The sequence below is a fragment of the Nocardia xishanensis NBRC 101358 genome, assembly GCF_001613365.1.
Taxonomy (GTDB): domain Bacteria; phylum Actinomycetota; class Actinomycetes; order Mycobacteriales; family Mycobacteriaceae; genus Nocardia; species Nocardia xishanensis.
Map to the genome: position 1 here is coordinate 54,448 of NZ_BDCF01000031.1, position 26,327 is coordinate 80,774.

The following is a 26,327-nucleotide window of genomic DNA, read 5'->3' on the forward strand; positions in this document are numbered from 1 at the left end:
GGCCCGCTCGCAAGTCCCCGAGGAGATCGAGAATGACGACATCCCGAACCGATGCGCCCGCGCAGGCGCTGCAATGGCGCGACCGGAAGCGCTATCTGTGGCTGTTCGGCCTGGTTGCGCCCACCGCCGTGCTGCTCGCGACCTGGCTGGTCTGGGTGTTCAACGAACTCGGCCTGCAACAGCTGTCGCCGGTGTGGTGGTGGATCGGCCCGTTACTGGTCTACGTGCTGCTGCCGATCCTGGACCGCTTCTTCGGGCCCGACGGGCAGAACCCGCCCGAAGAGGTGATGGAGCGGCTGGAGAACGACAAGTACTACCGGTACTGCACCTACGCCTACATCCCGCTGCAACTGATGAGCCTGGTGTTCGCCTGCTACCTGTGGACAGCGACGGACCTGACCTGGCTCGGTATCGACGGCGGCTTGGGCCTGATCTCGAAGATCGGTCTCGCGCTGAGCATCGGCACGATGGGTGGCGTCGGCATCAACACCGCGCACGAACTGGGCCACAAGAAGGACGAGTTGGAGCGCTGGCTGTCCAAGATCACCCTCGCCCAGACGTTCTACGGCCACTTCTACATCGAGCACAACCGCGGCCACCACGTGCGGGTCGCGACACCGGAGGACCCGGCCAGCGCGCGTTTCGCCGAGACGTTCTGGGCCTTCTTGCCGCGCAGCGTGTGGGGCAGCCTGCGCTCGTCCTGGGAACTGGAGAAGACCCGATTGCAACGAATGGGCAAGAGCCCGTGGACCATTCACAACGATGTGCTCAACGCCTGGCTGATGTCGGTGGTGCTGTGGGGCGCGCTGGCCGCGGTGTTCGGCCCGGTCGTGCTGCCGTACCTGATCATTCAGGCGGTCTACGGCTTCTCGCTGCTCGAGACAGTGAACTACCTGGAGCACTACGGCCTGCTGCGACAGCGGACCGCGGCGGGCCGCTACGAGCGGTGCACGCCGGAGCACAGCTGGAACTCCGACCACATCGTCACCAATATCTTCCTGTACCACCTGCAACGGCACAGCGATCATCACGCCAACCCGACCCGGCGCTATCAGACCCTGCGCAGTATGGACGGCGCGCCGAACCTGCCGAGCGGTTACGCCAGCATGATCGGCCTGGCCTATCTGCCGCCGCTGTGGCGCAAGGTGATGGATCACCGGGTGCTCGCGCACTACGACGGTGACATCACCCGGGTGAACATCCAGCCGAGCAAGCGGGAGCAAGTGCTGGCGAAGTACGGGGTGCGGTGATGGCCGTCTACCGCTGTCCCGTCTGCGATTACGCCTACGACGAGGTCGCGGGCGCGCCCCGCGAGGGCTTTCCCCCAGGCGCGCCGTGGTCCGCGGTGCCAGTCGACTGGTGCTGCCCCGATTGCGGCGTCAGAGAAAAGCCCGACTTCGAAAACGATTCCATCACTACGGCAGGACGTGAACGATGAACCCCGATTACAAGCTTTTCCGATGCGTGCAGTGCGGCTTCGAGTACGACGAAGCGCTCGGCTGGCCGGAGGACGGCATCGAGCCGGGCACCCGGTGGGACGCCATCCCCGACGACTGGTCCTGCCCCGATTGCGGCGCGGCCAAAGCGGATTTCGAGATGGTCGAGGTCAGTCGCGCATGACCGAACGGATCGTGATCGTCGGCGCGGGAGTCGCGGGCGCCACCGCGGCCAAGACCCTTCGTGCGGAAGGATATTCGGGACGCATCGTGCTGGTCGGGGCTGAGGACGGCCCGCCGTACCGGCGTCCCATGGTCTCGAAGGAAATGCTGGCGGGCGTCGCGGTCGAGCGAAGGGCGCTGCTCGAATCCGCGGAGTCGTGGCGCGACAAGGACATCGAGCTGCGCACCGGCGTCACGGTGGAGGACGTCGACACCGAGCTCGGGCGGGTGCGGCTTGCGGGCGGCGAGGCGCTCGGCTACGACCGCTTGTTGCTGGCGACCGGCGCGCGCGCCCGCAGCCTGCCCGCGCCGCAGCGCAATGTGCACACGCTGCGCGGGGCCGCCGATGTCGGGCCGCTGCGCGCGGCCATCGACGCGGGCAAATCGCTGTTGATCGTCGGCGGTGGCCTGATCGGTTGCGAGGTCGCGGCGACCGCGCGGTCGCTCGGCGCCGAAGTGACCGTCGTGCACGCCGGATCGGCGCCGCTCGACCGCGTCGCCCCGCCCTCGGTCGGCTCGTTTTATCGAAAGCTGCACGCCGACAACGGCGTCGAGATCCTGGACGAGGTGACGCTGACCCGCCTGGAAGGCCACGAGGACGGCGTCACCGCGACCGCGCGCGACGGCAGGACGTGGGCGGCGGGCGTGGCGCTGATCGCCATCGGCTCGGTTCCCGACACCGAACTCGCCGAGTCCGCCGGGCTGTCCGTAGACAACGGCATCCTCGTCGACGAGCGCTACCGCACCTCCGCCCCGGAGGTCTACGCGGCGGGCGACGTGGCCAATCGGTTCGACCCCGACCTCGGGGCGCACGAACGCACCGAGCACTGGAACAGCGCGCTGTCGCAGGGTGCGGCCGCCGCGCGGGCGATGCTCGGCAAACCGGTTGCCCGCCAGGATGTCTCGTGGGGCTGGTCCACCCAGTACGGGCTCAACCTGCAATTCGCGGGCCGGCTGCGGCACGACGACGATTTCGTGCTGCGAGGCACGCTCGCCGAGCCGAACTTCACCGTCCTCGCCCTGCGCCGTCGTCGCCTGGTCGGCGCGGTCGCCATCGCCAGGCCATCGGATATTCGCGCGGCGCGCGAGCTGATCGGTCACGGCGCGGTTCTCGACCTCGTCGCGTGGTCCGACGAATCGCTCGACCTGGCCGAACTCGTCTCCCGTCACCGCGTCGGCGCCGCGCAGGGCTGACCCTTCCGTCGCGCCGGGCGGGCCGTCACGGAAACTCTGGAAGAGATCATTTTCTTGACTAATTCCAGAAAAGCTTCCATCATGGGTTCATGCACACCAACGACGCCGACCCTTGCGCCTGGCTGCGCTCCGCGGGCCTGCGGGTAACCGCACCCCGGGTCGCGGTGCTGAACGCGGTCGCCGCCCGTCCGCATTCGGACGCCGATCTGGTGGCCGCCACGGTTCGGGAGACCCTGGGCTCGGTGTCGACGCAAGCCGTCTACGACGTGCTGCACGCCTGCGTCCGGGCCGGGATTCTGCGGCGTATCGAGCCCGCGGGCTCGCCCGCGCGGTACGAGACCCGGATCGGCGACAACCACCACCACCTGGTGTGCCGGAACTGCGGCACGGTCGTCGACGTGGATTGTGTCGTCGGCAGTGCCCCGTGCCTGGAACCGCTGAACGATCACGGATTCGTGGTGGACGAAGCCGAGGTCGTGTTCTGGGGCCTGTGCCCGACCTGCCGCTCGCCCGAGCGGCGCCCGGACGGGGTGGATTGATCCCCGCTCACTCGACAGCCCGGGTCAGCCCGTTCCCGGGGACTTCGCTCAGCCGTGAAGGAGGCTTCGAATGACCAAGCCGACAACGACGAACACCGGAACGCCCGTCGAAAGCGACGACGAATCGCTCACCGCCGGTACGCAGGGCCCTATCCTACTGCACGACCACTACCTGATCGAGAAGCTCGCCCAGTTCAACCGGGAACGGATTCCGGAGCGGATCGTGCACGCCAAGGGCGCGGGCGCCTACGGTGAGCTGGTCGTCACCAACGACGTCAGCCAGTACACCAAGGCCAAGCTGTTCCAGCCCGGCGCGCGCACCGAATCGCTGGTCCGGTTCTCCACCGTCGCGGGCGAGCAGGGCAGCCCCGACACCTGGCGTGACCCGCGCGGTTTCGCGGTGAAGTTCTACACCGAGGACGGCAACTACGACCTCGTCGGCAACAACACCCCGATCTTCTTCATCAAGGACCCGATCAAGTTCCCCGACTTCATCCGGTCGCAGAAGCGGTTGCCGGGCAACGGCCTTCGCGATCACAACATGCAGTGGGACTTCTGGACCCTGCGTCCGGAGACCGCGCACCAGGTGACCTGGCTGATGGGTGATCGCGGCATCCCGAAGACCTACCGGCACATGAACGGTTACGGCTCGCACACCTACCAGTGGATCAATGCCGCCGGTGAGCGCTTCTGGGTGAAATACCACTTCAAGACCGACCAGGGCATCGAGTTCCTGACCCAGGTCGAGGCCGACCGGATCGCGGGCGCCGACGCCGATTACCACCGCAAGGACCTGTGGGAGGCGATCGAGCGCGGCGAGTTCCCGAGCTGGACGGTGTACGTGCAGGTGATGCCGGTCACCGAGGCGGAGGGCTACCGCTTCAACCCGTTCGACCTGACCAAGGTGTGGTCGCACAAGGACTACCCGTTGATCGAGGTCGGCAAGTGGACCCTGAACCGGAACCCGGCGAACTACTTCGTCGACATCGAGCAGGCCGCCTTCGAGCCGTCGAATGTCGTTCCCGGCATCGGCTTCTCGCCGGACAAGATGCTGCTCGGCCGCGTGTTCGCCTACGCGGACGCGCACCGCTACCGCATCGGGACCAACTACGCGCAGCTGCCGCCGAACCAGGCGCGGGCCGCGGAGGTGAACTCCTACTCCAAGGAGGGCGCCATGCGGTACCACTACAACGACCCGAGTGTGCCTGTGTACGCGCCGAATTCGTTCGGCGGCCCGCACGCCGAGCCGGAGCGCGCGCCCGACGGCGGCATCTGGGACTTCGACCCGGTCATCGTGCGCGCGGGCTACGTCCCGCACGCGGAGGACGGCGATTTCACCCAGGCCGGCACCCTCGTCCGCGAGGTGCTGAACGACGACCAGCGGGACCGGTTGGTGGACAACATCGTCGGGCACGTGCTCGGCGGCGTCCGTGAGCCGGTGCTGTCGCGGGTCTTCGAGTACTGGAAGAACGTCGACGCCGATCTCGGCAAGCGCGTCGAGGAGGGCGTCCGCGCCGGTCTGAACGGCAACGGCTCGACCCCGCCGCCCGCCCAGGGCTGATCCGCGACGACACGGGCACGACAAAGGTGCGCACCGGCTATCGGTGCGCACCTTTTCGCGTTCCCCCGCACGGATGCGAAGCCCGGCGAGCACGCCGCCGCCGCGCTGGTCATCAGCGCCGCCACCGACGACAGTGGGCTGGCCGCCGCCGCGCGGGCGGCCTTCACCTCCGGGATGTCGACCACCTTCGTCGTGGCCGCCTGCTCGGTGCTCGCCGCCGCCGCGCTCTCGCTGGTCTTGCTGCGCGAACGCACGGCGCTCGGCGCGGACGCGGAAGCGGGCGAGGCCATCGAGGCGCTGGCCGCCGAATCATCTCGCTGAACGAACGATAAGTACGCCCCCGGCCGAAAAGGCCGGGGGCGCGGTCGTTTCGGTCATCGGAGAGTCGGTATGACGAGCACGAGAAAGTGCTCCGGTTCGCCGTAGGACGGCGGATCGATCCCGAGGTCGGCCTGGCCGAGCACGCGGCCAGGCGCTCTTCTCACTACAGCAGACCCCACCAGTACAGCAGCGTGGCAAGGATCCAGACCACCACGGTTTCCATCGTCGCTCCAATCGTCGATCACACCGCTTCCATCATCGCTCGCGCGGCGGGGAAGTGTTAGCGAACGGCGATCTACCTGCGGATTCGTCCATGCAAGGTGTTCTTAAGGGCGCGCCAAGACGCTGGCCGCATTGTTTGTGACAACACCGGATCGACCGGAACCACGGACCTGACGAAGGACGCACAGACGATGATCGGCAAGCTGACCACCGCCCTCGCTCTCTCGACGACCACCGCCGCCCTGGTGTTCGGCGCGGGCGCCGCAATGGCGGACACCGGCCTTCCCGGTGTCGCGCTCACCGGCCAGGCCACCTGCACCCACAAGGACGACCGGATCGAGATCGAGATCGCCGCCCCTGTCGTCTACGCCCAGCCAGGCTACCGCCCCGGCGAGCACCAGCAGATCCGCTACCGCACCGTCGTCTATGACGCCGCCCAGCACACGCTGGCCGGCGCGGGGGAATGGAAGAAGGGCAAGTCCACCGACACCAAGCCCGCCGAAATGGACGACACCAAGGTCAAGGTGCTGCGCAACGACCCGAACGCCTACCAGGTCGTGCAGCAGGTCGAGTGGCTGGCGCCGGACGGGGAGAACCCGGTGGCCAGCACCGATCTCGCCGCTACCGGCTACCTGATCAAGGACGGCCGCACCGTACTCGGCACCTTCGAGTACTGCCAGTAACCGGGGGAAGGGGGGACAAGCCACCACCGGGGGTGGGAACCGGGTGCGACCTGTCCACGAGGGGTGACAGGTCGCGCCCCGGGGATGAACCGTCCGGGTCGGTCCAACGAGGGGTGACCGACCCGGCCGGATCCCTCCGGCGGCGCCATCGATGGCTCTTCCTGGAGCTGGCGGGCGAAGGAGGATCGCCCCCTGCCGAAGGTAACCGTCCGGTCGCAGGCCAGGAGTCCCGCCCGAAGGTAAGGGCGGGCCGGTTCACGAGGGGTAACCGGCCCGCCCCATCGTTGGTCACATCGGTGAATCACGTTCACGGTAAGTTCGTTTGCGGCGTCGAACGTGCGGCTGTCACGCTGGATGGATGGAACGATCGGTCATGCCGACCGGGCCTGCCTATCGCCTGCTGGCCCTGGATCACGAGACACAGTTGAGCGCCGCCGAAAAGCGGCTGCTCGCCGAGTTCGCCACCATGTTCACGCCGGAAACCATTGTCGCTTATCTATTTTCGTCTTACGAGGAATTCGCCGCACGAGCCACGGTGACGCTGTACCTGCCGATCCTCGGGGAGAAGTTCGCCCGGCAGCGGCTGGAAGCCAGGGCGAAGCTGGAAGGCAAAGTGGCGCAACCACGTCCGACCGTCTTGTTCCTGTGTACCCACAACGCGGGCCGCTCGCAGATGGCGCTCGGCTTCTTCACGCATCTCGCTCGCGGGCGGGCAGTGGCCTGGTCGGGCGGCTCTGAGCCGAGCTTGCAGCTCAATCCCGCCGCGGTCGGCGCGATGGCCGAGACCGGCATCGACATCGCGGGCGAATACCCGAAACCGTGGACGGACGAGATCATTCGCGCCGCCGACGTCATCGTCACGATGGGCTGCGGAGACATCTGTCCGTTGGTGCCGGGTCCGCGCTACCTGGAGTGGATCATCGAAGACCCGGCCGGATTGGAACTCGAACTGGTGCGGCCTATTCGCGACGACGTCCGCCGCCGGGTCGAGCGCCTGCTCGAGGAACTCGGTGTGCCGGTGGACGACGATCGTGGCGCTCAGGCGGCCGACCGCGCCGGGTAATCGGGGAGTTCGTACGACTCGGTCGCGGTGAGCATCCGCATCATCAGCGGTTTCATCGCCTTGGTCGTCATCAAGCGGGACACCGCGTGTCCGACGCGGATGCCGAACCGGGTCTTCGGGGTCATCGAGCGCAGACCGCCGGGCGGCAGCTCCTGCGCCTTGGCGACGAAGGGGCGCAACACTTCCTCGTAGCGGGTCAGCGCGCGATCCGGATCGGTTGCGTGCGCGGCTATCTCACCCGCCAAGACGTAAGCGCCCACCAGCGCCATCGCGGTGCCCTGCCCGGTCAGCGGCGAACCGCAGTATCCGGCGTCGCCGATCAGGGCGACCCGGCCGCTGACCCAGCTCGGCATGTCGATGCGGGCCAACTCGTCGAAGTAGAAGTCGTCGGCCTCGGTCATCGCGGCGCTGATCGTCGCCGAATGCCAGCCGCCACCCGTGAGGCGCTCTCTGATGAACTGCTGCTGCGCTCGGACATCGCGGCGCAGCGCCGGATCGGCGGCGGCGCGCAGCATGATGATGGCCTTGCAGGTCGCCGGATCGGCGTCCGGGCGCATTCCGACGCCGGTCGCGCCGACCAGCGAGTGCATCGAGAACCAGTGCGGCTCGGTGCCTTCCGGGGTCGGCATGGTGAAGAAGGACATGTAGCCGCCGAGGTAGGTCGCGAAGTCCTCCTCCGGTCCGAACACCAATCGCCTGGTCGCGGAGTGCAATCCGTCGGCGCCGACGAGGATGTCGAAGCGCTCGGCGGCGCCGGAGGCGAAGGTGACCTCGACGCCTGCCGCGTCCTGCCGCACATCGGTGATCCACTCGCCGTAGCGGTAGTCGACCCCGCCCTCGTTCGCCAGCGCCTCGAGCAGCACCTCGTTCAGATCGCCCCTGGTGATCTCGATTTCGGCGACGCCGCCCTTGCCCTCGAACAACTCGGCGGGCATGCGCAGGGTCTCGCGGCCCTCGTCGTCGACGTAGAGCATGCCGCGCTCGTCCAGCTGGCGTGACTTGATGCCGGGCATCAGGCCCATGCGCTCGGCGACGTCGCGGCTCGGTCCGCGCAGGTCGACGGCCTGACCGCCGGGGCGCGGGGCGGCGGCGCGCTCGACGACCGTGGTCTGGATGCCTGCGCGAAGCAGTTGCAGCGCGACGGCATTGCCTCCGATGCCGCCGCCGCTGATCAGCACGCGGGGGGAGTTCGAGTTGGTGGAGATGCTCATGGCCTGTTCCTCGTTAGAGCGGATGTCTAAGACAAATGTCTAACCGAGGGATTGCACGTTTGTCTAGTACAAATGTCTGAAACTGCGTCGAACAGGGCGTATACACGTCGATGGCCCGGTAGCGGTGAGCTACCGGGCCATCGCGCGCGATCAGTTGGCGGCGTTCAAATACGCCTGCCAGCCGCCGAATTCGGTGATGTCGGCGGCGGTCGAGGCCGCGTCGTAGGTGCAGGCGAAACCGATAACGGATCGCCCGTCGGCGAGTTCGATGCTGGTCAATGCCATGGGCGCGGGCAGTTCCGCGAGGAAGCCGCCGAGCCCGGCGCGCGAGACGGTGAACAACTCGCCGAGAATCGGCGCGCCGAGCCCCGCGCCGTGCCGGACAAGTCCCGGCTTGGCGGGCACGGTGTCGAGAGCGGTGAGCCGATAGGCATCGCTGGTGCGGATTTCCCCGGCGAACCGCGCGCCGATCCGCTCGAGCTGCCAGTGCAGCGGCTGGCCGCGCAGGTGCGCGCCGAACACGGCCAGTTCCACGCCGCCCCCGACCAGTAGCGGCGCTTGCTCGAGGCCGCTCACGCGGGCGGCGATATCGATCGCGACCTGATCGCCGAAGGCGGGCGTCACCACCATCACGCCGAAAGGAGCGCCCACCGCTGTCGGTGCGCCCGGCACCGCGACGGCGGCCATGTCCAGCAGGTTGCAGAAGTTGGTGTAGGCGCCCATGCGCCGGTTGATGGTGATCGGATCCGCCTGCACCGCGGCGATACTCGGGTGCTCGGTGGTGGTCGGAAGCAAGAGCGCGTCGCAGTCTCGCAGCAGCACCGCCGCATCGGCGCGCGCACGGGTCAGCGCGTCCAGGTCGGCGGCGAATGCCGGACCGGTGGTGGACGCGGCCGCGCCGATGATGGCGGCCACCGTGGGATCGGCGCCCGCCGGACGGGTCGCCAGGAATTCGCCCACCGCCGCGTAGCGTTCCGCGACGATCGCGCCGTCGTAGAGCAGGCGGGCCGCCTCCAGCAGTGGAGAGATGTCCAGCTCGACCGTCTCGATGCCGGAATCGCACACGGCGGCAACGGTTCTGGTGAAGGCATCGCGATAGTCGTCGGCCAGGACGGCGAGATCGGCGGCGCGCGGCACCCCGACCCGAGGGGTTCGCGGTGCGGCGAACCGCACGTCGGCGGGCCAGGCGCGGCTGCGCGGGTCGCCCGTATCGGGCCCCGCCATCATGGCCGCGGCGGCGACCGCCCCTTCGAGATCCTTCGCGAAGACCGTGACGGCGTCGTAGTCGGCGCAGGCCGGGACGAGGCCGTGCGCGGGGATGATCCCCAGCGTGGCTTTGATGCCGACGATCCCGTGCAGCGCCGCGGGCACTCGCCCGGACCCCGCGGTGTCGGTGCCGACGCCGATGTCGACGAGTCCGAGCGCGACCGCGACCGCCGAACCGGAAGACGAGCCGCCGGAGATCAGCTCGGGACGATCGGCGTGCCGGACCGCGCCGTACGGGCTCCTGGTGCCGACCAGACCGGTGGCGAACTGGTCCAGGTTCGTCTTGCCGAGCACGATCGCCCCGGCCCCTTGCAGTCGTGCGACGGCCGCCGCGGTAACCGTTGCCGGATAAGCGAATTCGGGGCACGCCGCGGTGGTGGGCAAGCCGGCCACGTCGATGTTGTCCTTGACCGCGACCAGCTGCCCGGCCAGCGGCAGCGTCTCGCCCGCGGCAATCCGCCGCTCCACCTCCGCCGCGTCGGCGACGGCTTCGTGCTCGGGTCGCAGCGTGATCCACACCTCGGGGCGATCCACCTCGGCGATGCGCCGATAGGCGGCCGCGACCCGCGCGGTGGGTGAGTCCCGATGGGCGGTGGTGCCTAGAACGCCTGCGGTCATTCAGTCCACTCCGATCACTGCTAGCGGGGTACCCGGGGCCACCTTGGCGCCCGGTGCGGTCAGCACTCTGAGCACCGTGCCCGCACCCGGGCTGTGCACGGGTAGCTCGAGCTTCATCGCCTCCAGGATGGCGACCGGCGTACCGGCGTCGAGTCGCTGGCCCTCCTCGACCTCGACGCGCCACACATTGCCGATCATCGGCGCCGTCACCACGGTCGCGCCGGCGGGCAGCCCGGCCAGCGGATCGGCGACGGGTTCCGGCGGGGCCGGTGCGGTCACGGTGCGCTCGAATTCGCCCGCCGCGTGCCACGCGCGCTTCTCCGCCTCGAACGCGGCCGCCTGTCGCTCCTCGAATTCCGCTATGGCGGCGGCGTTTTCGGTGAGCAAGCGCAGGTGGTCAGCGAGTGCGAAGGTGCCCTCGCCGACCTCGGCGTCGAAGCGGCCCGCGGCAGCCGCCGCGCGGTGTTCGAGCAGTTCCTCGGGGCTCACCGGCTCCCAGACGATGCGGTCGAAGAACCGGAACAACCACGGGGTGCCCGGTTCGAAGGGCGCGGCCTGCCGGTAACTGGACCAGATCGGGACGGTGCGGCCGATCAGCTGATAACCGCCGGGCGAGGCCATTCCGTATACGCACAGGTACTTGCCGCCGATGCCGACCGCGTCCGCGGGCGTCCAGGTGCGTGCCGGGTTGTACTTGGTGGTCACCAGGCGGTGCCGCGGATCGAGCGGAACGGCCAGCGGCGCACCGAGATACACATCGCCGAGGCCGAGTATCAGGTATTCCGCGTCGAACACCGTGTCACGCACCTGCTCGACGCTGTCGAGTCCGTTGATGCGCCTGATGAATTCGGTGTTCGAGGGCAGCCACGGCGCTGTGTCGCGCACGCCGCTGCGGTAGCGGTCGATCGCCTCGGCGATGGAGGGATCGTCGAACGAGAGCGGCAGCCGGATGGTCCGGCTCGGCACCACTAGGTCGTGGGTGGCTGGTAGCTCGGCTTCCAGCTCGGCGAGCGTGCCGAGCAGCCGGTGCTGGGCGAGCACGTCCGGATCGAAGTGGATGTGCAGTGAGCGCACGCCTGGGGTGACGTCGACGATGCCTGGCAGGCCTGCCGCGGCCAGCGCCTCGGCGAGCGCGTGCACCCGCATGCGCAGACCCAGATCCAGCACCATCTCGCCGTATTCGATGAGGATGTTGTCGTCGCCGCCGCGCAGATAGGTCACCCGCGGCCGGTCGGCATCGCCGGGCTCCGCGCCTAGGACGCCGCGATCGCCGATGGCGTCTCGGGCTCGGGACACAGTCGCCTTCGCGCGCCGATCGTCGGAGCGGCGCAGCGCGGTGGCTTCGGCGTCCTCGACGGGCACGAACCGGACCGTGTCGCCGGGACGCAGCTGCCCGAGCTTCCATCGGTGCGCCGAGACCACGGTGAGCGGGCAGGCGAAACCGCCGAGGCTCGGTCCGTCCGGGCCGAGCAGGATCGGGGTGTCGCCGGAGACGTTCAGCGCGCCGACGCTGTAGGGGTTGTCGTGCAGGTTCGACGGATGCAGTCCGGCCTCGCCACCGTCGGCCCGCGACCAAGTCGGCTTGGGGCCCTCCAGCCGGATGCCGGTGCGGTTGGCGTGGCTGCCCACCCGCCACGGGTGCGCCACGAACTGCGCCATGTCCGCGTCGGTGAAATAGGCGGGCGCGGTCTGCGGGCCGATGCCGACGGCCAGCTCCCAGTCGTGAGTGAACTCAGGGCGCATCGGCGTCGCGCTGGGTTTGCTCAGATCCGCAGCTAGTCCACCTCGCGGCGCCGCTGGTTCGGACGTCGCGGTGGATTCGCCCGGTGCTGCCGCGAATCGGCCCACTCCCGTACCGCCGGTGACGACGTGCAGAACATCGCCCGCCGCGACGGCCTTGCCCGTGATCCCGCCGAATCCGCCGAGGGTGAAGGTGGCGGCGCTGCCATGGTAGAGCGGGGCGTCGAGGCCGCCGCGCACGGCGAGATAGGTGCGCAGGCCGGTGTCGGTGGGTGCGCCGATGTCGAGCACCGCGCCCGCCGGGACCGTGATCGGTTCCCACATCGGCACCCGGGCGTCGTCGATGGTGATCGGTGCTTGCGCGCCGGTCACGCAGATCACCGTGGCGGCGGCGAAGCGCAGGCGCGGGCCCTGGAGCGTGCACTCCAGCGCGGGCAGGCCCGGCGGATTGCCGACGGCCGTGTTGGCGCCGGTGAACGAGAGGTCGTCCATCGGGCCCGAAGGCGGAATGCCTACCTCCCACAAGCCGATTCGGCCAGGCAGGTCCTGGATGGTCGTCATGGTTCCGCCGCGCAGCACGTCGATGCGCGTTGCCGCGGGGTGGATGTCTGCCAACGTGCCGGTTCCATGCGCCGCGGCGCGAACCTGCGAATTCGTTGCCGCAGCGCGCAATTGGGCGATGTTCGTCTGCACGCCGTGAATCCGGGTCGCGGCGAGCGCGTCGGCCAGGGTGTCCAAGGCGGCGTCGCGGGTAGGAGCCGCGACGATCACCTTGGCCAGCAGCGGGTCGTAGTACGGGCTGACTTCGGTGCCGGTGCTGACCCAGGTGTCGACGCGCACGTCGGAGGGGAATTCGGCGGCCGTGACGAGTCCGGCGCTCGGCCGGTAGTCCTGGCCGGGATCCTCGGCGTAGACCCGGGCCTCGACGGCCCAGCCGGATTGTGCCGGACCGGTTTCCGGCAAGCCGTCCAGCATGCCGGCGTCCCCGCCCGCCAGCCGAAGCATCCATTCGACCAGGTCGACGCCGGTGATCGCCTCGGTCACCGGGTGTTCCACCTGGAGCCTGGTGTTCATCTCGAGGAACGAGGCCGCGCCGCGCTCGGAGTCGTAGACGAATTCCACCGTGCCCGCCGAGCGGTAGCCGACCGATCTGGCGAGCTGCCTGGACGCGGTGAGCAGTTCTTCGGTCAACTCCGCGCCGAGACCGGGCGCGGGCGCTTCCTCGATCACCTTCTGGTTGCGCCGCTGCAACGAGCAGTCCCTGGTGCCGAGGCTGACCACCCGGCCGTGGCCATCGCCGAACAGTTGCACCTCGACGTGCCTGGCGCGCGCCACGAAACGCTCCAGGAAGACTCCCGTCGACGAGAAGTTCGTCGCGGCCAGGCGCTGCACCCGGAGGTAGGCCGCGCGGAGTTCGTCCGCGGTGAAACAGCTCTGCATGCCGATGCCGCCACCGCCGCCGACCGCCTTGAGCATCACCGGGAAGCCGATCCGCTCCGCCTCGGCCACCGCGTGCTCGGCCGAATCCAGCAGACCGCTGCCGGGAATCAGCGGAACGCCGACTCGTTTCGCGGTCTCGCGTGCGGTGTGCTTGTCGCCGAAGATCCGTAGCTGCGCCGGTGTAGGGCCGACGAACGCGATGTCAGCTTCGGCCACGGCCGTCGCGAAATCGGCGTTTTCCGAGAGGAATCCGTAACCGGGGTGGATCGCGCCCGCGCCGGTCGACAAGGCCGCTTCGATCACCAGGTCGGCGCGCAGATACGACTCGGCGGCCTGTGCCGAGCCGAGACGCACCGCGGCATCGGCGAATTCGACATGCGGCGCGGCGGCGTCCGCGTCGGAGTAGACGGCGACGGTCTTCAGGCCGAGCGCTTTCGCGGTGCGCAGCACCCTGACCGCGATCTCGCCGCGATTGGCGACGAGCACAGTATCGAAATCCACCGTGAGGCTCCCTATTCAGTTGCGAGCGACATCGCGGTGATGGCGCGGGTGACCCGCTCCAGAACGACGTCGAGTGATTCCCCGATGTGGGTGTGCAGCAGGCGATAAGCCAGCGACAGATCCTCGGCGAGCACCGCGTCGAGGATCGCGAGGTGCTCGGTGATGGTGGTTTCGATCCGGTTGTTGACCATGAAGTCGTACATGCGCACGTGCCGGATACGGGAGTTCACCGATTTCAGCGCGCGCACCAGTTCGGCGTTGCCCGCCGCGGCGAGCAGCGTGACGTGGAATTCCTCGTCGCGCACCACGAAACCCGGCTCCTGCTCCGGCGGATCGGCTTGCAACTCGAGCCAGCTCGCCCGCTCGGCCTCCAGCAGCGCGCGGTCGTGGCGCACCTCGGGATTGCCGATGGCGCGCTGAATACCGCCGAGCTCCAGCGTGATTCGCAATTCGTAGAGGTCGCGAATCAGTGGGATGCTCGGCCGCACGGGGCTGAAGCCGTACTCCTCGCGGCGCAACAGCCCGTCCGAACACAGCACGGTGAGCGCCTCGCGAATAGGCGTGCGCGAAATACCGAAGCGCGCGGACAGTTTCGGCTCGGTGAGCCGCTCCCCGAACTTGATGTCACCGTTCATCAGCTCATCGCGCAACGTCGTATAGACCACGTCGCGCAACGGCCGTCCCGCTGCATCGGCCAGCGTGGCCACCCGTGTCGACATGCGTGTATACGCTATGGACCTCGCGTTTCGGCCATGTGTCCGCAAGTTATCAAGCGGTAAGCGTCTCCTCACCGCGCCCTCCGCCCACCCTACCGCCGGTCACTCCAGCGCCGGCTCACCCGGAACCCGTGATCGGCGGGCATACCCTCGAGCACAATCGTCGGGCTATCGCCCCGCATCGAGATTGGAGTTCACCATCCGTGCGGATGGGATAGGAGGAGACTGCAACAGCGGGCTACACGGGGTTTGGTTGGCCGTCATATCGGGCGCCGATGCTTGGGATAGCCCCGGTACCGGGACGATGCTGTCCCTCATCGGCATGCCGGCCTTGTGCGCCTTCAGCCGGCTGTCCCGGCGCCGGGGCGCCGACCTGTTGTCGCTGGGAGGAAGCCATGAATGCCTCCGTGTTCTTCGCATTGCTGGCCTTGGTGTGCGGGCTGCTCGCGGTGATCGCCGCGACCGTCTGGTGGCCGGTGCCGGGCGAGCCGCCGGGCGGTGAATCGCCGCTGGGCGACGCCGAACGGCGTGGCCTGACGGACAGCTCGACTCGACAAGGTGCCGTCAGGACCGAGCGCGCGCGTCATCAGCGCCTCGCCGGTCGCCTCGATACCAACGCCGGTGCCGTACCGCGTGGCGCTGTCGAGGCCGACGCTCGGGTAGTGCGTCGGATGGCCTAGCGCCACGCGGCGCGCGCGGATATTGCTGTCCCGCGAGCCCCGATGAGCTCGCCGCACACGCGCCTCGAAGGATCAGGTCCACGATCGAATAAAGAAAGGGCCCCTGGCCGGAATACCGGTCAGGGGCCCTGTCGTGTCTCAACCACACGAGTCGGGGTGACAGGATTTGAACCTGCGACCTCTTCGTCCCGAACGAAGCGCGCTACCAAGCTGCGCCACACCCCGTGAAGCGAACCTGGAGTAGCTTACAACAGGGAAGGTCCAGACGTTAAACCCGCAGGTCAATCGGGTGAATCAGCTTTCGAAGGAGCGGACGCTGCGGAAGATCCGCTTGGCGGACTCCGAGTCGACCGCGTTCGGGACGCCGGTGTCGGCGGCGATCACCATGACGAAGCTGCCGATGTCGGCGGAGGTGGCGAAGGTGTACACCGAGTACTCGGTGGCGCAGCCCGGCTTGGCGTCGGTGATGGCGCCCCTGGTCTCCACGAACGTGCCGTGCTGGGCGCCGTCGAGCGATTCCAGCGGCTGCGGGGCGCCGGGAATGCCGCCGCCGGGCGAATTGGAGTACGCGATCTTCGCCGTCTTCGTGCCGAGCTCGGTGGCGGCGCCAACGGTATCGGTGTTGTCCGAGCCGGTGACGAATGCCACGGTGCGCGTCGATCCCTGGCAGTAGTTCTTGCCCTCGGTGGCGTACCCTTTGCCGCCGACCGTGTTGGGCGGCTTGCCGAACCCGCCCGAGGCGCCTGGATCGCCGACGGTCCAGTCGGCGGGCACGTCGTACGCGGCGGCGCTGTCGGGTACGACGACGACCTGGTACCCAGGCACCACCGGCGGCCCCGGCTGCGCCGCCTGCCGCCGCGCCGGGGCCCTCGTTCCGGCGGAGGTGGTCAACGCGCTCACCATCGACGGCGTCCCGTCCGCACTGGCCTCGTCCGTGCCTCCCGCGACCACCACGGCTACCGCGCCCGCGACCAGAACCGTCGCCGCGACGCCGATACCGAGCCATGCACGGCCGCCCGCCGTACGCGGCGGGTCCATCAGTCGCGGTTCGATCCAGAAGTCTCCCGGCGCGCTACCGACCGCTCCCATCGGCTCCGCCCACCCGCTGGACGCGCCGTAGTTCTGATTCGCTGCGGGGATCCCACCGAACTGCAGGGCACCGTGCCCGGTCAGTTCCCGCGCGTGCGATCCACCTGCGTAGCCCGCCTGTGTCGTGCCGGTGCCGAACTGCGCGGTGCCTGCGGCCTGCGCCGCGCTCGTGGCTACGTGTGTCGTGCCTGTGGCGGGCTGCGCTGTGCCGGTTGGGGCCTGTGTTGTGTCGGTGGCGGGCTGCGCCGTGCCGGTTGGGGCCTGTGTTGTGTCGGTGGCGGGCTGCGCCGCGCCCGTCGGGATTTGTATCGTGCCTGTGGCGGCCTGTGCCATCCCTGTAGCGACCTTCGCCGCGCCCGTGGCGGCCTGTGTTGTGCCGGTGGCGAACTGCGCCGCGTCCGTTGGGATTTGTGTCGTGCCCGTGGCGAACTGCGTCGTGCCTGTAGCAACATGCGCGGTCCCTGTAGCAACCTGCACTGTGCCCGTGGCGACCTGTGTCGAGCCTGTAGCCACCTGTGTCGTGCCGGTGGCGATCTGTGTCGCGCCTGTAGCGACCTGCGTCGAGCCTGTGGGGAAAGGCGCCGTGCCCGTGGCGATCTGTGTCGTGCCCCTAGGGAAAGGCGCCGTGCCCGTCGGGGCCTGCGCCGAGCCCGTAACCGCCTGCGCCGCGCCCCCGGCGAACTGCGCATTCGCAGCGACTTCGTCTCGGGCATAGAGACTTTGCTGCCGAGCCATGGCAGCGTGGTGGACCGGATGCGCCGATCCGGTCATGGACGGATCAGGCGAAAACTGGGTGGCGGCTGGAAGATTCGGCGCGGACGTGCCGTCGAACTCCGAGGCGGCGGCGCGCACCGGTGCGCCGGGTATGCCGCCGGCGGCGGTGCGTGGTTCGTCGAATCCTCTGCTCAAAGTCGTCCCCTAGTCGACCGATTCAAGTTTCGGCACGCGACCCTACCGGGTCGGCGAAGCGCGGTCCGCGCCCGGTAAGGACGGACAAGCCTTGCGTCGGTTGGCGTGTCGAGCTGGGGAAGTGCCGAGGCCGCGGTCGCGGCCGATCAGCGAGCGACGGTCTCCGAGGTCGAGAACCCGTGGTTGTTCTCGGCCGCCGGACGCTTCGGGGGAGCGGCGACGAGAGTCAGCAGGGTCGCTTCGGGTCGGCAGCAGAACCGGTACGGCGCCCACGGCGAGGTGCCGATGCCGGCGGAGACGTGCAGCTGGGTGTGCTCGCCCCACTTCGACGGGCCCTTCACGCGCGACTTGTCGATGCCGCAGTTGGTGACCAGCGCGCCGTAGCCGGGCAGCACCAGCTGGCCGCCGTGGGTGTGGCCGGCGAGCACCAAGTCGTAGCCGTCGGCGGCGAAGCGGTCGAGCACCCGGGGTTCGGGGGAGTGGGTGAGGCCGATGCGCAGCTCGGCCAGCGGGTTGGGGGCGCCTGCCACCGTGTCGTACCGGTCGCGCTGCAGGTGCGGGTCGTCGACGCCCGCGGTGGCGATCCGCACGCCCGCCACCTCGAGATCGCGGCGCACGTGGGTGAGATCGAGCCAGCCGCGTTCGGTGAACGCCGCGCGCAGGTCCTTCCACGGCAGCGGCGCGCCGTAGACGCGGCGGTGGTCCTTCTTGAAGTACTTCATCGGGTTCTTCGGCACCGGCGCGAAGTAATCGTTGCTGCCGAAAACGAAAAGGCCCGGGCGGGAAAGCAATCCGCCGAGGGCCTGAACCACCGCGGGCACCGACTTCTGGTGCGAGAGGTTGTCGCCGGTGTTGACCACCAGATCGGGCTCGAGTCGATCCAGCTCGCGCAGCCATTGCTGCTTGAGCTTCTGACCGGGCATCATGTGCAGATCGCTGATGTGCAGAACACGTAGGCTCGACGAACCGGGCGGCAGCACCGGCATGGTCGCCTCGCGCAGGACGAACGCGTTGCGCTCGATCAGCGAGGCGTAGCCGATTCCGGCTACCGCGGCCCCGGTGGCTCCCAGCGCGGTTCGGCGGACGGCGGAGGTCGAGATTACGGGCATTTGCCCAGCATAGGTGAGGCTGACTCAGAACGCCGAGTGTGTTTCCGCACAGGCCATCGGGCTCACTCGCGCCGGGCGGCGCCGAATCGTCCCGGCGGGTCCGCGAGCTGCGATCTTCCCCGTTCGCCCGCGCGACGCCGGGGTGAAATGTGGTGGGCCCCGGGACGGCGACCGGCTACCGTGTGCCTCATGTCGGAACTCAAAGATCGGCTGCGGACGGACATGACCGCCGCGATGAAAGCCAAGGACACGCTGCGCCTCGCGACGTTGCGCATGCTGCTGGCCGCGATCCAGAACGCCGAGGTCGCGGGCGCGGAGGCGCGTGAACTCTCCGACGCCGACGTGATCGCGGTGCTGCAGAAGGAAGCGAAGAAACGCAACGAGTCGGCCGAGGTCTACACCCAGGCCGGTCGCGGCGAGCTCGCCGCCAACGAACACGCCGAGGCCAGGATCATCGACGAGTACCTGCCGACCCAGCTGACCGAGGCCGAGATCGCCGATCTGGCCGACACCGCCATCGCCCAGGTCGCCGAGGAATTGGGCGAACGCCCTGGCATGCGCCAGATGGGCCAGGTCATGAAGATCGCCACCGCGCTGGCCGAGGGCAAGGCCGACGGCTCGCGGATCTCCGCGGCCGTGAAAGCCCGGCTCTGAACCCTGCCCGAACCAGAACCGCCGACCGAGCGCAGTAGCGCCGGTCGGCGGTTCTTTTGTTCATTGATTACCGGGGCCACCAGGGCGGCAGCGGGAAGCCGGGCGGCAGCGCCGGTGGCGGCGGCAGCGGTCCCGGTGCGGCAGGCGGCGGGGCCTGGCGCTGGGTGCCGTCGCTGATGTAGATCGTGATCACCGAACCGGGAATCGCCGATCCGTTCGGCGCGATGCTCATCACGCTGCCCTTGGGCGGCGGACCGGATCCGTTGACGGCCGAGACCTGGAAGCCCGCGGCCACCAGCGCGGTGGTCGCCTCGCCCTGCGACATGCCGACCACGTCGGGCACCTGCGCGTTGTTCGCGCCGCGGACGTACTTGTCGTCCAGCGGCGGCAGCGCGGGCGGCGGGAAGTTGCCGACCACCGGCCTGATCGCGCTGAACCAGGTGCGTGCGGGTTCGTTACCGCCGAACAGGTTTCCGTCGCCGCAGTTGCGCAGCGGGAAGGAGCAGATCTCGCCGGGGGTCGGGCTGTCGCCGTAGACGTAGACCGCGGCGGCCAGCGAGTTGGTGAAGCCGAGGAAGGCCGAGGAGCGGTGGCTTTCGGTGGTTCCCGTCTTGCCCGCCATCGGCAGGTTCCAGCCGGTCGCCTGGGCCGCGCCCGCCGCGGTGCCCGCCGTGTCGTCCTTGCTCATGGCGTTGGCCAGCGTGTTGGCCAGGCCGGGATCGACGACCTGCTCGCAGGCCTGCTGGGTGAGCGGAACCTGCTTGCCGCTGCGGTCGACGACCTCCTTGATCGGGGAGGGCGGGCACCAGCGTCCGCCCGAGGCCAGCGTGGCGGCGACGTTGGAGAGCTCGAGCGGGTTGATCGCGACCGGGCCGAGGGTGAACGAGCCCAGGTTCTGGTCCTTGATCATGTCGGCCAGGCTCTGGTTGCCGTGCCCCGAGCTGCCGGGGTTGGTGAACGAGCGCATGCCGAGCCGCACCGCCATGTCGACGGTCGGGGTGACGCCGACGGCTTGGATCAGCTTGACGAACGCGGTGTTCGGCGAGGTGGCCAGCGCCTCGGTCACCGACATCGGCGACTTGTAGCGGCCCGCGTTCTCGACGCAGTAGGTAGCGGGCGGGCAACCCCGCGCGCCGCCGTTGCCCATGCCCTTCGCGTCGAAGCGGCCTGGCACGTCGAGCTGAGAGCTGATGCCGAGGCCCTTCTCCATGGCCGCGGCGGTGGTGAATACCTTGAAGACCGAGCCTGCGCCGTCGCCGACCATCGAGAACGGCTGCGGTTGCACCGTCTCGTTGACGTCGCGGTTGAGGCCGTAGGTGCGGCTGCTCGCCATGGCGACCACGTCGTGCGAGTCCTGGCCCGGCGCGACCACCGACATCACCTCGGCGATGTCGTCGAGGTTCGGGTTGGCCGCCTCGCTGACCGCGCGCTTGACCGAGTCCTGCACGGCGGGATCGAGGGTGGTCTTGATCAGGTAGCCGCCCTTGTCGATCTGCTCGCGGCTGATGCCCGATTCGGCCAGGTACTGCACCGCGTAATCGCAGAAGAAGCCGCGGTCCTGTGCGGCGATGCAGCCGCGCGGCAGGCCCTTCGGCTCCGGCAGCACGCCGAGCGGCTCCGACTTGGCCTTGCGGAACTCCTCCGCGCGGCCCGGGATGTTCTGGATCATCGTGTCCAGCACGGTGTTCCGGCGTTCCAGCACGCCCTGCGGGTTGGTGTAGGGGTTCAACTTGGAGCTGGACTGCACCATGCCCGCGAGCATCGCCGCCTGCGGGACGTTCAGGTCGGCGGCGTCGACGCCGAAGTAGGTCTGCGCCGCGTCCTGGATGCCATAGGACGAATTGCCGAAAGGCACGAGGTTCAGGTACCTGGTGAGGATCTCGTCCTTGGTGAGTTCCTTGTCCAGGGTCAGCGCCATGCGGATCTCGCGGATCTTGCGCGCCGGGGTGGTCTCGATCGCCGCGCGGCGTTCGGCGTCGGTCTTGGCGACCACGAGCAGTTGGAAGTTCTTCACGTACTGCTGGTCGAGGGTGGACGCGCCCTGCTGCACCTCGCCGCTGGTGGTGTTGGTGAGGAACGCGCGCATCGTGCCCTGCCAGTCGACGCCGTCGTGCTCGGCGAAGCGGCGGTCCTCGATGGAGATGATCGCCAACTTCATGTTGTTGGCGATCCGCTCGCTCGGCACCTCGAACCTGCGCTGCTCGTAGAGCCAGGCGATGGGCGAACCGTTCTTGTCCACCATCGTCGAGACCGCGGGGACGGTGCCCTCGACCAGTTCCGAGGAGACGTTGTCCACGGCATCGGCGGCGCGGTTGGAGACGAATCCAAACCCGCCGGCGAGGGGGAAGAGCAGTCCGGCGACGAGTACTGCGGCCAGCGCGCAGCTGCCCGCCAGCTTCGCGAGCGTATGTGTGATCGGCACGTTCGACACGTTCCCAAGGGTACGGGGTGCGCTTCTCGCGCTGTCGGGTGTGTTTGTCGGAGCGCGAGATCCAGTGCTCGACCCGGCTTGTTGGGCGTGTCGTTCAGGCGTGTCCGGCGTGTCGCGCATGGGCGCGTCGTGAACCGACCCGACTGCCCGGTTCTCTATCACGTTTGCATGGACGGGCGTACCAAAAAATCTCGAGACGGTCTTGCGCTCGAGCCATACCTTTACCTAGATTGAGAACCCAGTGTGATGGAGCTAACACTCAAAGTGGAATGTGGTTCAGAGCGCAGCGGGGTTCGGGTTGCTGCGATCTGGCACGCGATTCTGGAGCGCCGTTGACCCGGTGTTCGGACTGCAAAGGGGCACACCAAATGCATATGACAACCCCCATCGCTCGATTGGACGTGGAGCAGGCCGAAGCGCGAATCGCCTGGGTATCCCAGGCCCGATGCAAGGAAGTAGATCCCGATCAGTTGTTCGTCCGCGGCGCGGCGCAGCGCAAAGCGGCGACGATCTGCAGGCACTGTCCGGTGCTGATGCAGTGTGGAGCCGATGCCCTCGACAATCGAGTGGAATTCGGTGTGTGGGGTGGGATGACCGAACGGCAGCGCAGAGCGCTGTTGAAACAGCATCCCGAGGTGACCTCCTGGGCCGATTTCTTCCAGGCCCAGCGTCAGCATCAGGTGGCAATGTAGTCGAACGAAACAGAAGCCGAGCCCGCGATTGCGGGCTCGGTTTCGTTTTGGCCTATAGCGATTCCGACTCAATACCGAACGTTATGGTCTGGTCGCCGGTGGGTGGGAACGGCGCAGCCGGACGCAGTCCGTGCACAACCGGAGCGTAGACGGAGGTGCGCCTACGCGGACAGGACCGTTCCGGTCAGTTGATCGCCCACCACGCGCAGCGCCTCGAGATCGGACACCTCGAACGGCAGCGCGGTCACCGAGACCATTTCCACCCGCGGGTGCGCCCCGGTGAAGCGGTGCAGCAGATGCTGCTCGCGCTTGGCCGTCTCGACCCGTTCGGCGTGGATGCGCAGCACCGCGCTGGTCAGCGGGTCGGATTCGGCCAGCTGGTCGGCGGCGGTGAGGGCGTGATCGGCGGGCAGATCGCTCAGCGCGGGATGCGTCCGGTTGAGCACGAGGCCCGAAAGCGGCATCTGCTCGGTGGAGAGCCGATCGACGAAGAACGAGGCCTCGCGCAGAGCGTCAGGTTCCGCCGCGGCCACCACCAGGAAATGGGTGCCCGGCTTGGACAGCATCGCGTAAGTGCGGTCGGCGCGGTCCTGGAAGCCGCCGAACAGCGATTCCAGCGATTGCAGGAAGACGGACGCGTCCTTGAGCATCTGCCCGCCGATGACGGTGGAGACGCCGCGCATCGCCAGGCTCATCGCGCCGGTGACGAACCGGCCGACGCCGCGCCCCGGCGCCATGATGAGCCGAATCATCTTGCCGTTCAAGAAGTTTCCGAGGCGCTTGGGCGCGTCGAGGAAGTCGAGTGCGTTGCGCGACGGCGGGGTGTCGACCACGATCAGGTCCCATTCCCGCTTGTTCGCCAGCTGCCCGAGCTTCTCCATCGCCATGTATTCCTGTGTGCCGCCGAAGGAGGACGCGACCGTCTGATAGATCGGATTGGCGAAAATCTGCTCGGCCTTCTCGGCGGTTGTGTGCTCGAGCACCATGTCGTCGAACGTGCGACGCATGTTCAGCATCATCGCGTACAACTCGCCCTTGGCCTCCGGGCCGAGCACCACCCGCTGCGGGTAGTTGTCCAGATCGGCGATGCCGAGTGACTGAGCCAGTCGGCGGGCAGGGTCGATCGTGAGCACAACGACCTTGCGGCCGAGTTCGGCTGCGCGCAGCGCGATCGCGGCCGCCGTGGTGGTCTTACCGACGCCGCCTGACCCGCAGCACACCACGACCCGCGCGGTCGGGTCGGCGATGATCCTCGAAATGTCCAGCGTGTTCACGACTGCGCCCCACTGGTGCTCGGCTCCGGCACGCGCACAGCGCGCCGCTGACTTCGTTCGCTCATCGCACTCCCTGCGCGGTCAGATGTTCGGCCAGCTCGTACAGCCCGCCGAGGTCCATGCCGTCGGCCAGAGTCGGCAGGTACAGCTGCGACACGTCGACCTTGTTCAGCTCGGCCGAACTCGCGTCCTGGGCCTGCAGCCGGGCCGAGTGTTCGACGGTCTCGGTGATCAAGCCCGCGAAACTCGCTTCGGACAAGGTGATTCCGGCGCTTTCCAGTCCTGCGCGGACGGCGTCGCGGTCGATATCGCCCGCTGCGGCGCGATTACGCACGTCGGTGGGCAGGAAACCCTCGCCTGCCCGATTCACGATGACGGTGCCGATGCGCAGGTCGTTGGCGGTGAGCTCGGCGACGGCATCGGCGGTCTCCTGCACCGGCAGCGCCTCGAGCAGGGTGACCAGGTGGATCATCGTCTCGTCCGAATGCAGCAGACGGGACACGCCTTCGGCCTGCGAGGCGATCGGGCCGCCCTTGGCGATCTCGACCATGGCGGTGGTGACGTCGAGGAAGCTGGCGATCCGGCCGGTCGGGGGCGCGTCGACCACGATCTCGTCGTAGACCCGCTTGCCCGTCTGGTCCACGCGGACCGCGCACTCCTTGATCTTGCCGGTCAGGATGACGTCGCGCAGTCCCGGCGCGATGGTGGTGACGAATTCGATGGCGCCCATCCGCCGCATCGCTCGTCCCGCGAAGCCCAGGTTGTAGAACATGTCGAGGTATTCGAGGAAGGCGTGCTCGATGTCGAGCGCAAGCGCGACCACCTCGCCGCCGCCGTCCGCGGTGGCGATCCTGGTCTCGGTCGGCGGCAGCGGCGGCAGATCGAACAGCTGCGCGATGGACTGTCTGCTCTCCACCTCGACCAGCAGTACCCGGCGCCCGCCCGCGGCCAGCGCCAGCGCCAGCGCACCGGCGACCGTCGACTTGCCCGTTCCGCCTTTGCCGGAGACGTAGTGCAAGCGGGCCTTTTCCGCGCGCTTCGGCCAACCCGTTTCGAGCCCCGGCTCCGCCGAAATAGGCACTGCTGTTGGTACTCCCACGTTCGCGAGCCTATAACCCGTTATGCGATCACGCTCTAGGGATACGGTCACACTGTCGATTTCGGTACCTTCTGTACCAGACAGTCTCGTCGGTCGCTATCATCCGCCGTCCGCCGCGCGCGGAACGTGACAAGCGAGCCCGGAACGCACAGCGCCGCGAGCTCGCCAATAAACTCACCGCATGAGCGATGTGATTGTGTGGGAGTACGCGACCGTTCCGCTGCTGACGCACGCGACCAAGCAGATTCTCGACCAGTGGGGCGCCGACGGCTGGGAGCTGGTGTCGGTGCTGCCCGGCCCGACCGGCGAGCAGCACGTCGCCTACCTGAAGCGTCCGAGGCGGTAGGCGATGGCGGTCGACGCGGCCACTCCGTGGCGGAAGAACCTGGAGCGGCTCGGACTGACCGTGCCCGCGGTGGCCGCGCCCGTCGCGGCGTACATTCCCGCGGTGCGCACCGGCTCGCTCGTCTACACCTCGGGTCAGCTGCCTTTCGTGAACGGCGAGCTGTCCGCGACCGGCAAGGTCGGCGCCGAGGTGTCGCTCGAGGCTGCCGCCGAGGCGGCCCGGCTGTGCGCGCTCAACGCGCTGGCCGCGGTGCACGACCTGGTCGGCCTCGACGAGGTGGTGCGGATCGTCAAGGTGGTCGGTTTCGTCGCCTCCGCGCCGGGATTCACCGATCAGCCGCTGGTGATCAACGGCGCCTCGGAGTTCCTCGGTGAGGTCTTCGGCGACGCGGGCGTGCACGCCCGCTCGGCCGTCGGCGTCTCCGAATTGCCGAAGAACACCCCGGTCGAGGTCGAACTCATCGCCGAGGTGCGTTAGACACGTTGTCGGACAACGACTCCGAACGACCGAGGTAATGCGATGACGCTGACTCATCCCGCGTACGGGCAATTGCGTCAGGTGACGCCGACGGCGGCGGTGCTGCTCGCGGACAATCCTGGCCAGATGACCCTGGACGGCACCAACACCTGGATCCTGCGCGCGCCGGACGCGTCGGAGTACGTCGTGGTCGACCCGGGGCCGAAGGACAAGACGCACAGCGAGGCGATCGCCAGGGTCACCGACGGCATGATCGCGCTGACTCTGATCACGCACCGTCACCACGACCACACCGGCGGCATCGATCGGCTGGTGAAGCTGACCGGCACGCAGGTGCGTGCGACGGACCGCGAGTTCCTGCGTGGCACGGACGCGCTGCTGGCCGACGGCGAACTGATCGAGGCGGCCGGTCTGCGGATCCGCGTGCTGGCGACGCCGGGGCACACCGGTGACTCGGTGAGTTTCGTGCTCGACGACGCGGTACTCACCGGCGACACCATCCTCGGCAGCGGGACCACCGTGCTGGATTCCAGCGACGGCGCACTCGCCGATTACCTCGCCTCGCTGGACCGGCTGGTAGAGGTCGGCGCGGGCAAGGCGCTGCTGCCCGCGCACGGCCCGGACCACCCGGATCTGGAGCCGGTCGCGCGGTACTACATCGAGCACCGGCGGGAGCGGCTCGATCAGGTGCGCGCGGCGCTGCGCGACCTCGGGCCGAACGCGGGCGCGATGGCGGTGGTGCGCAAGGTGTACGCCGATGTGGACAAGCGGCTCTGGCCGGCCGCGCGCAGCTCGGTGCAAGCCCAGCTGGAGTACCTGCGCGCCGCGCTATAG

The 26,327-nt window shown here is 68.5% G+C and carries 24 protein-coding genes and 1 tRNA gene; 15 read left to right on the forward strand and 10 right to left on the reverse strand.

All coding sequences use genetic code 11. The annotated features are described in order from the left end of the window. Nucleotides 1-32: 32 nt before the first annotated feature. From NX1_RS22735 to NX1_RS22770, 9 genes are all read left to right on the forward strand, one after another. Nucleotides 33-1,250: an alkane 1-monooxygenase gene (locus NX1_RS22735; protein ID WP_068063064.1), complete on the forward strand. Its 1,218-nt coding sequence runs from the start codon at nucleotides 33-35 to the stop codon at nucleotides 1,248-1,250. Next, nucleotides 1,250-1,438 carry a rubredoxin gene (locus NX1_RS35580; RefSeq protein ID WP_084501679.1) on the forward strand — a complete coding sequence of 63 codons (189 nt, stop codon included), beginning with the start codon at nucleotides 1,250-1,252 and terminating at the stop codon, nucleotides 1,436-1,438. Before NX1_RS22735 ends, NX1_RS35580 begins: the two co-directional genes overlap by 1 nt. Beyond that, the gene (locus NX1_RS22740; protein ID WP_068063067.1) at nucleotides 1,435-1,620 is read left to right on the forward strand and encodes a rubredoxin; all 186 of its coding nucleotides are present in this window, start codon (nucleotides 1,435-1,437) and stop codon (nucleotides 1,618-1,620) included. Before NX1_RS35580 ends, NX1_RS22740 begins: the two co-directional genes overlap by 4 nt. Beyond that, entirely contained in the window at nucleotides 1,617-2,852 is a 1,236-nt protein-coding gene (locus tag NX1_RS22745; RefSeq protein WP_068063068.1) for an NAD(P)/FAD-dependent oxidoreductase, read from the forward strand. Before NX1_RS22740 ends, NX1_RS22745 begins: the two co-directional genes overlap by 4 nt. Nucleotides 2,853-2,941: 89 nt before the next feature. Further along, nucleotides 2,942-3,391 (forward strand): Fur family transcriptional regulator, encoded by a 450-nt coding sequence (locus NX1_RS22750; protein ID WP_068063069.1) that lies wholly within the window; start codon nucleotides 2,942-2,944, stop codon nucleotides 3,389-3,391. 70 nt (nucleotides 3,392-3,461) lie between these two features. Beyond that, nucleotides 3,462-4,952 (forward strand): catalase, encoded by a 1,491-nt coding sequence (locus tag NX1_RS22755; protein WP_068063076.1) that lies wholly within the window; start codon nucleotides 3,462-3,464, stop codon nucleotides 4,950-4,952. Nucleotides 4,953-5,126: 174 nt separating this feature from the next. Beyond that, nucleotides 5,127-5,273, forward strand: a complete 147-nt coding sequence (locus NX1_RS36475) for a hypothetical protein (RefSeq protein WP_157119958.1) — start codon at nucleotides 5,127-5,129, stop codon at nucleotides 5,271-5,273. Nucleotides 5,274-5,686: 413 nt separating this feature from the next. Continuing rightward, nucleotides 5,687-6,178 (forward strand): hypothetical protein, encoded by a 492-nt coding sequence (locus tag NX1_RS22765; RefSeq protein WP_068063080.1) that lies wholly within the window; start codon nucleotides 5,687-5,689, stop codon nucleotides 6,176-6,178. A 358-nt stretch (nucleotides 6,179-6,536) separates the two neighbouring features. Then, nucleotides 6,537-7,241: an arsenate reductase ArsC gene (locus NX1_RS22770; RefSeq protein WP_245668638.1), complete on the forward strand. Its 705-nt coding sequence runs from the start codon at nucleotides 6,537-6,539 to the stop codon at nucleotides 7,239-7,241. Here NX1_RS22770 and NX1_RS22775 read toward each other — a convergent pair. From NX1_RS22775 to NX1_RS22790, 4 genes are all read right to left on the reverse strand, one after another. Further along, nucleotides 7,217-8,452, reverse strand: a complete 1,236-nt coding sequence (locus NX1_RS22775; RefSeq protein WP_068063081.1) for an FAD-dependent monooxygenase — start codon at nucleotides 8,450-8,452, stop codon at nucleotides 7,217-7,219. The two genes, NX1_RS22770 and NX1_RS22775, sit on opposite strands and share 25 nt — an antisense overlap. A 150-nt stretch (nucleotides 8,453-8,602) precedes the next feature. After that, nucleotides 8,603-10,336: an allophanate hydrolase gene (gene atzF / locus NX1_RS22780; RefSeq protein ID WP_068063082.1), complete on the reverse strand. Its 1,734-nt coding sequence runs from the start codon at nucleotides 10,334-10,336 to the stop codon at nucleotides 8,603-8,605. Beyond that, a complete protein-coding gene (gene uca, locus NX1_RS22785) occupies nucleotides 10,337-14,017 on the reverse strand; it encodes an urea carboxylase (RefSeq protein WP_373864904.1) in 3,681 nt (1,226 codons plus the stop codon). It lies immediately after the preceding gene. 11 nt (nucleotides 14,018-14,028) lie between these two features. Next, nucleotides 14,029-14,736: a GntR family transcriptional regulator gene (locus tag NX1_RS22790; RefSeq protein WP_068063091.1), complete on the reverse strand. Its 708-nt coding sequence runs from the start codon at nucleotides 14,734-14,736 to the stop codon at nucleotides 14,029-14,031. Nucleotides 14,737-15,128: 392 nt separating this feature from the next. Between NX1_RS22790 and NX1_RS22795 the strand changes: the two genes are divergently transcribed. Then, nucleotides 15,129-15,413 carry a hypothetical protein gene (locus NX1_RS22795; protein WP_068063093.1) on the forward strand — a complete coding sequence of 95 codons (285 nt, stop codon included), beginning with the start codon at nucleotides 15,129-15,131 and terminating at the stop codon, nucleotides 15,411-15,413. A 151-nt stretch (nucleotides 15,414-15,564) separates the two neighbouring features. Here the strand turns inward: NX1_RS22795 and NX1_RS22800 are convergent. From NX1_RS22800 to NX1_RS22815, 3 genes are all read right to left on the reverse strand, one after another. Further along, nucleotides 15,565-15,638, reverse strand: a tRNA-Pro gene (locus tag NX1_RS22800). A 69-nt stretch (nucleotides 15,639-15,707) separates the two neighbouring features. Beyond that, nucleotides 15,708-16,835, reverse strand: coding sequence for a DUF8017 domain-containing protein (locus NX1_RS22805; protein WP_068063095.1), 1,128 nt, complete (start codon nucleotides 16,833-16,835; stop codon nucleotides 15,708-15,710). Between the two features lie 722 nt (nucleotides 16,836-17,557). Continuing rightward, entirely contained in the window at nucleotides 17,558-18,520 is a 963-nt protein-coding gene (locus tag NX1_RS22815; protein ID WP_068063100.1) for a metallophosphoesterase, read from the reverse strand. Nucleotides 18,521-18,709: 189 nt separating this feature from the next. On the opposite strand from NX1_RS22815, the gene NX1_RS22820 reads away from it, so the two are divergent. Beyond that, a complete protein-coding gene (locus NX1_RS22820; protein ID WP_068063102.1) occupies nucleotides 18,710-19,174 on the forward strand; it encodes a GatB/YqeY domain-containing protein in 465 nt (154 codons plus the stop codon). A 67-nt stretch (nucleotides 19,175-19,241) separates the two neighbouring features. Here the strand turns inward: NX1_RS22820 and NX1_RS22825 are convergent, their stop codons facing one another. Continuing rightward, nucleotides 19,242-21,596: a penicillin-binding protein gene (locus NX1_RS22825; RefSeq protein ID WP_068063104.1), complete on the reverse strand. Its 2,355-nt coding sequence runs from the start codon at nucleotides 21,594-21,596 to the stop codon at nucleotides 19,242-19,244. 377 nt (nucleotides 21,597-21,973) lie between these two features. Here NX1_RS22825 and NX1_RS22830 point away from each other — a divergent pair, with 377 nt between their 5' ends. Then, a complete protein-coding gene (locus NX1_RS22830; protein ID WP_011206869.1) occupies nucleotides 21,974-22,297 on the forward strand; it encodes a WhiB family transcriptional regulator in 324 nt (107 codons plus the stop codon). A 161-nt stretch (nucleotides 22,298-22,458) separates the two neighbouring features. On the opposite strand, the gene bagB is transcribed toward NX1_RS22830, so the two are convergent. Next, the gene (gene bagB / locus NX1_RS22835) at nucleotides 22,459-23,571 is read right to left on the reverse strand and encodes an ATPase BagB (protein WP_068063106.1); all 1,113 of its coding nucleotides are present in this window, start codon (nucleotides 23,569-23,571) and stop codon (nucleotides 22,459-22,461) included. Between the two features lie 61 nt (nucleotides 23,572-23,632). Next, on the reverse strand, nucleotides 23,633-24,652 hold the full coding sequence (gene bagA, locus NX1_RS22840; RefSeq protein WP_068063109.1) for an ATPase BagA: 1,020 nt from the start codon (nucleotides 24,650-24,652) through the stop codon (nucleotides 23,633-23,635). A gap of 199 nt (nucleotides 24,653-24,851) precedes the next feature. On the opposite strand from bagA, the gene sp36 reads away from it, so the two are divergent. The 3 genes from sp36 to NX1_RS22850 are packed head-to-tail and all read left to right on the forward strand — an operon-like array spanning nucleotide 24,852 to nucleotide 26,327. Next, the gene (sp36, locus tag NX1_RS36480; RefSeq protein ID WP_157119960.1) at nucleotides 24,852-25,016 is read left to right on the forward strand and encodes a Sp36 family protein; all 165 of its coding nucleotides are present in this window, start codon (nucleotides 24,852-24,854) and stop codon (nucleotides 25,014-25,016) included. 3 nt (nucleotides 25,017-25,019) lie between these two features. Beyond that, complete coding sequence (locus NX1_RS22845) at nucleotides 25,020-25,493, forward strand: RidA family protein (protein WP_068063110.1); 474 nt, start codon at nucleotides 25,020-25,022, stop codon at nucleotides 25,491-25,493. 42 nt (nucleotides 25,494-25,535) lie between these two features. Continuing rightward, nucleotides 25,536-26,327, forward strand: a complete 792-nt coding sequence (locus NX1_RS22850; RefSeq protein WP_068063111.1) for an MBL fold metallo-hydrolase — start codon at nucleotides 25,536-25,538, stop codon at nucleotides 26,325-26,327.

Coding starts and splice junctions, on each gene's coding strand:
- NX1_RS22850 (WP_068063111.1), top strand. CDS start 25,536: ATGACGCTGACTCATCCCGCGTACGGGCAATTGCGTCAGGTGACGCCG.
- NX1_RS36475 (WP_157119958.1), top strand. CDS start 5,127: ATGTCGACCACCTTCGTCGTGGCCGCCTGCTCGGTGCTCGCCGCCGCC.
- NX1_RS22770 (WP_245668638.1), top strand. CDS start 6,537: ATGGAACGATCGGTCATGCCGACCGGGCCTGCCTATCGCCTGCTGGCC.
- NX1_RS22755 (WP_068063076.1), top strand. CDS start 3,462: ATGACCAAGCCGACAACGACGAACACCGGAACGCCCGTCGAAAGCGAC.
- NX1_RS22815 (WP_068063100.1), bottom strand. CDS start 18,520: ATGCCCGTAATCTCGACCTCCGCCGTCCGCCGAACCGCGCTGGGAGCC.
- NX1_RS22740 (WP_068063067.1), top strand. CDS start 1,435: ATGAACCCCGATTACAAGCTTTTCCGATGCGTGCAGTGCGGCTTCGAG.
- NX1_RS22805 (WP_068063095.1), bottom strand. CDS start 16,835: ATGGCACAGGCCGCCACAGGCACGATACAAATCCCGACGGGCGCGGCG.
- NX1_RS22795 (WP_068063093.1), top strand. CDS start 15,129: ATGAATGCCTCCGTGTTCTTCGCATTGCTGGCCTTGGTGTGCGGGCTG.
- atzF (WP_068063082.1), bottom strand. CDS start 10,336: ATGACCGCAGGCGTTCTAGGCACCACCGCCCATCGGGACTCACCCACC.
- NX1_RS22790 (WP_068063091.1), bottom strand. CDS start 14,736: ATGTCGACACGGGTGGCCACGCTGGCCGATGCAGCGGGACGGCCGTTG.
- NX1_RS22775 (WP_068063081.1), bottom strand. CDS start 8,452: ATGAGCATCTCCACCAACTCGAACTCCCCCCGCGTGCTGATCAGCGGC.
- NX1_RS22745 (WP_068063068.1), top strand. CDS start 1,617: ATGACCGAACGGATCGTGATCGTCGGCGCGGGAGTCGCGGGCGCCACC.
- NX1_RS35580 (WP_084501679.1), top strand. CDS start 1,250: ATGGCCGTCTACCGCTGTCCCGTCTGCGATTACGCCTACGACGAGGTC.
- NX1_RS22830 (WP_011206869.1), top strand. CDS start 21,974: ATGCATATGACAACCCCCATCGCTCGATTGGACGTGGAGCAGGCCGAA.
- NX1_RS22820 (WP_068063102.1), top strand. CDS start 18,710: ATGTCGGAACTCAAAGATCGGCTGCGGACGGACATGACCGCCGCGATG.
- sp36 (WP_157119960.1), top strand. CDS start 24,852: ATGAGCGATGTGATTGTGTGGGAGTACGCGACCGTTCCGCTGCTGACG.
- NX1_RS22750 (WP_068063069.1), top strand. CDS start 2,942: ATGCACACCAACGACGCCGACCCTTGCGCCTGGCTGCGCTCCGCGGGC.
- NX1_RS22765 (WP_068063080.1), top strand. CDS start 5,687: ATGATCGGCAAGCTGACCACCGCCCTCGCTCTCTCGACGACCACCGCC.
- NX1_RS22735 (WP_068063064.1), top strand. CDS start 33: ATGACGACATCCCGAACCGATGCGCCCGCGCAGGCGCTGCAATGGCGC.
- NX1_RS22845 (WP_068063110.1), top strand. CDS start 25,020: ATGGCGGTCGACGCGGCCACTCCGTGGCGGAAGAACCTGGAGCGGCTC.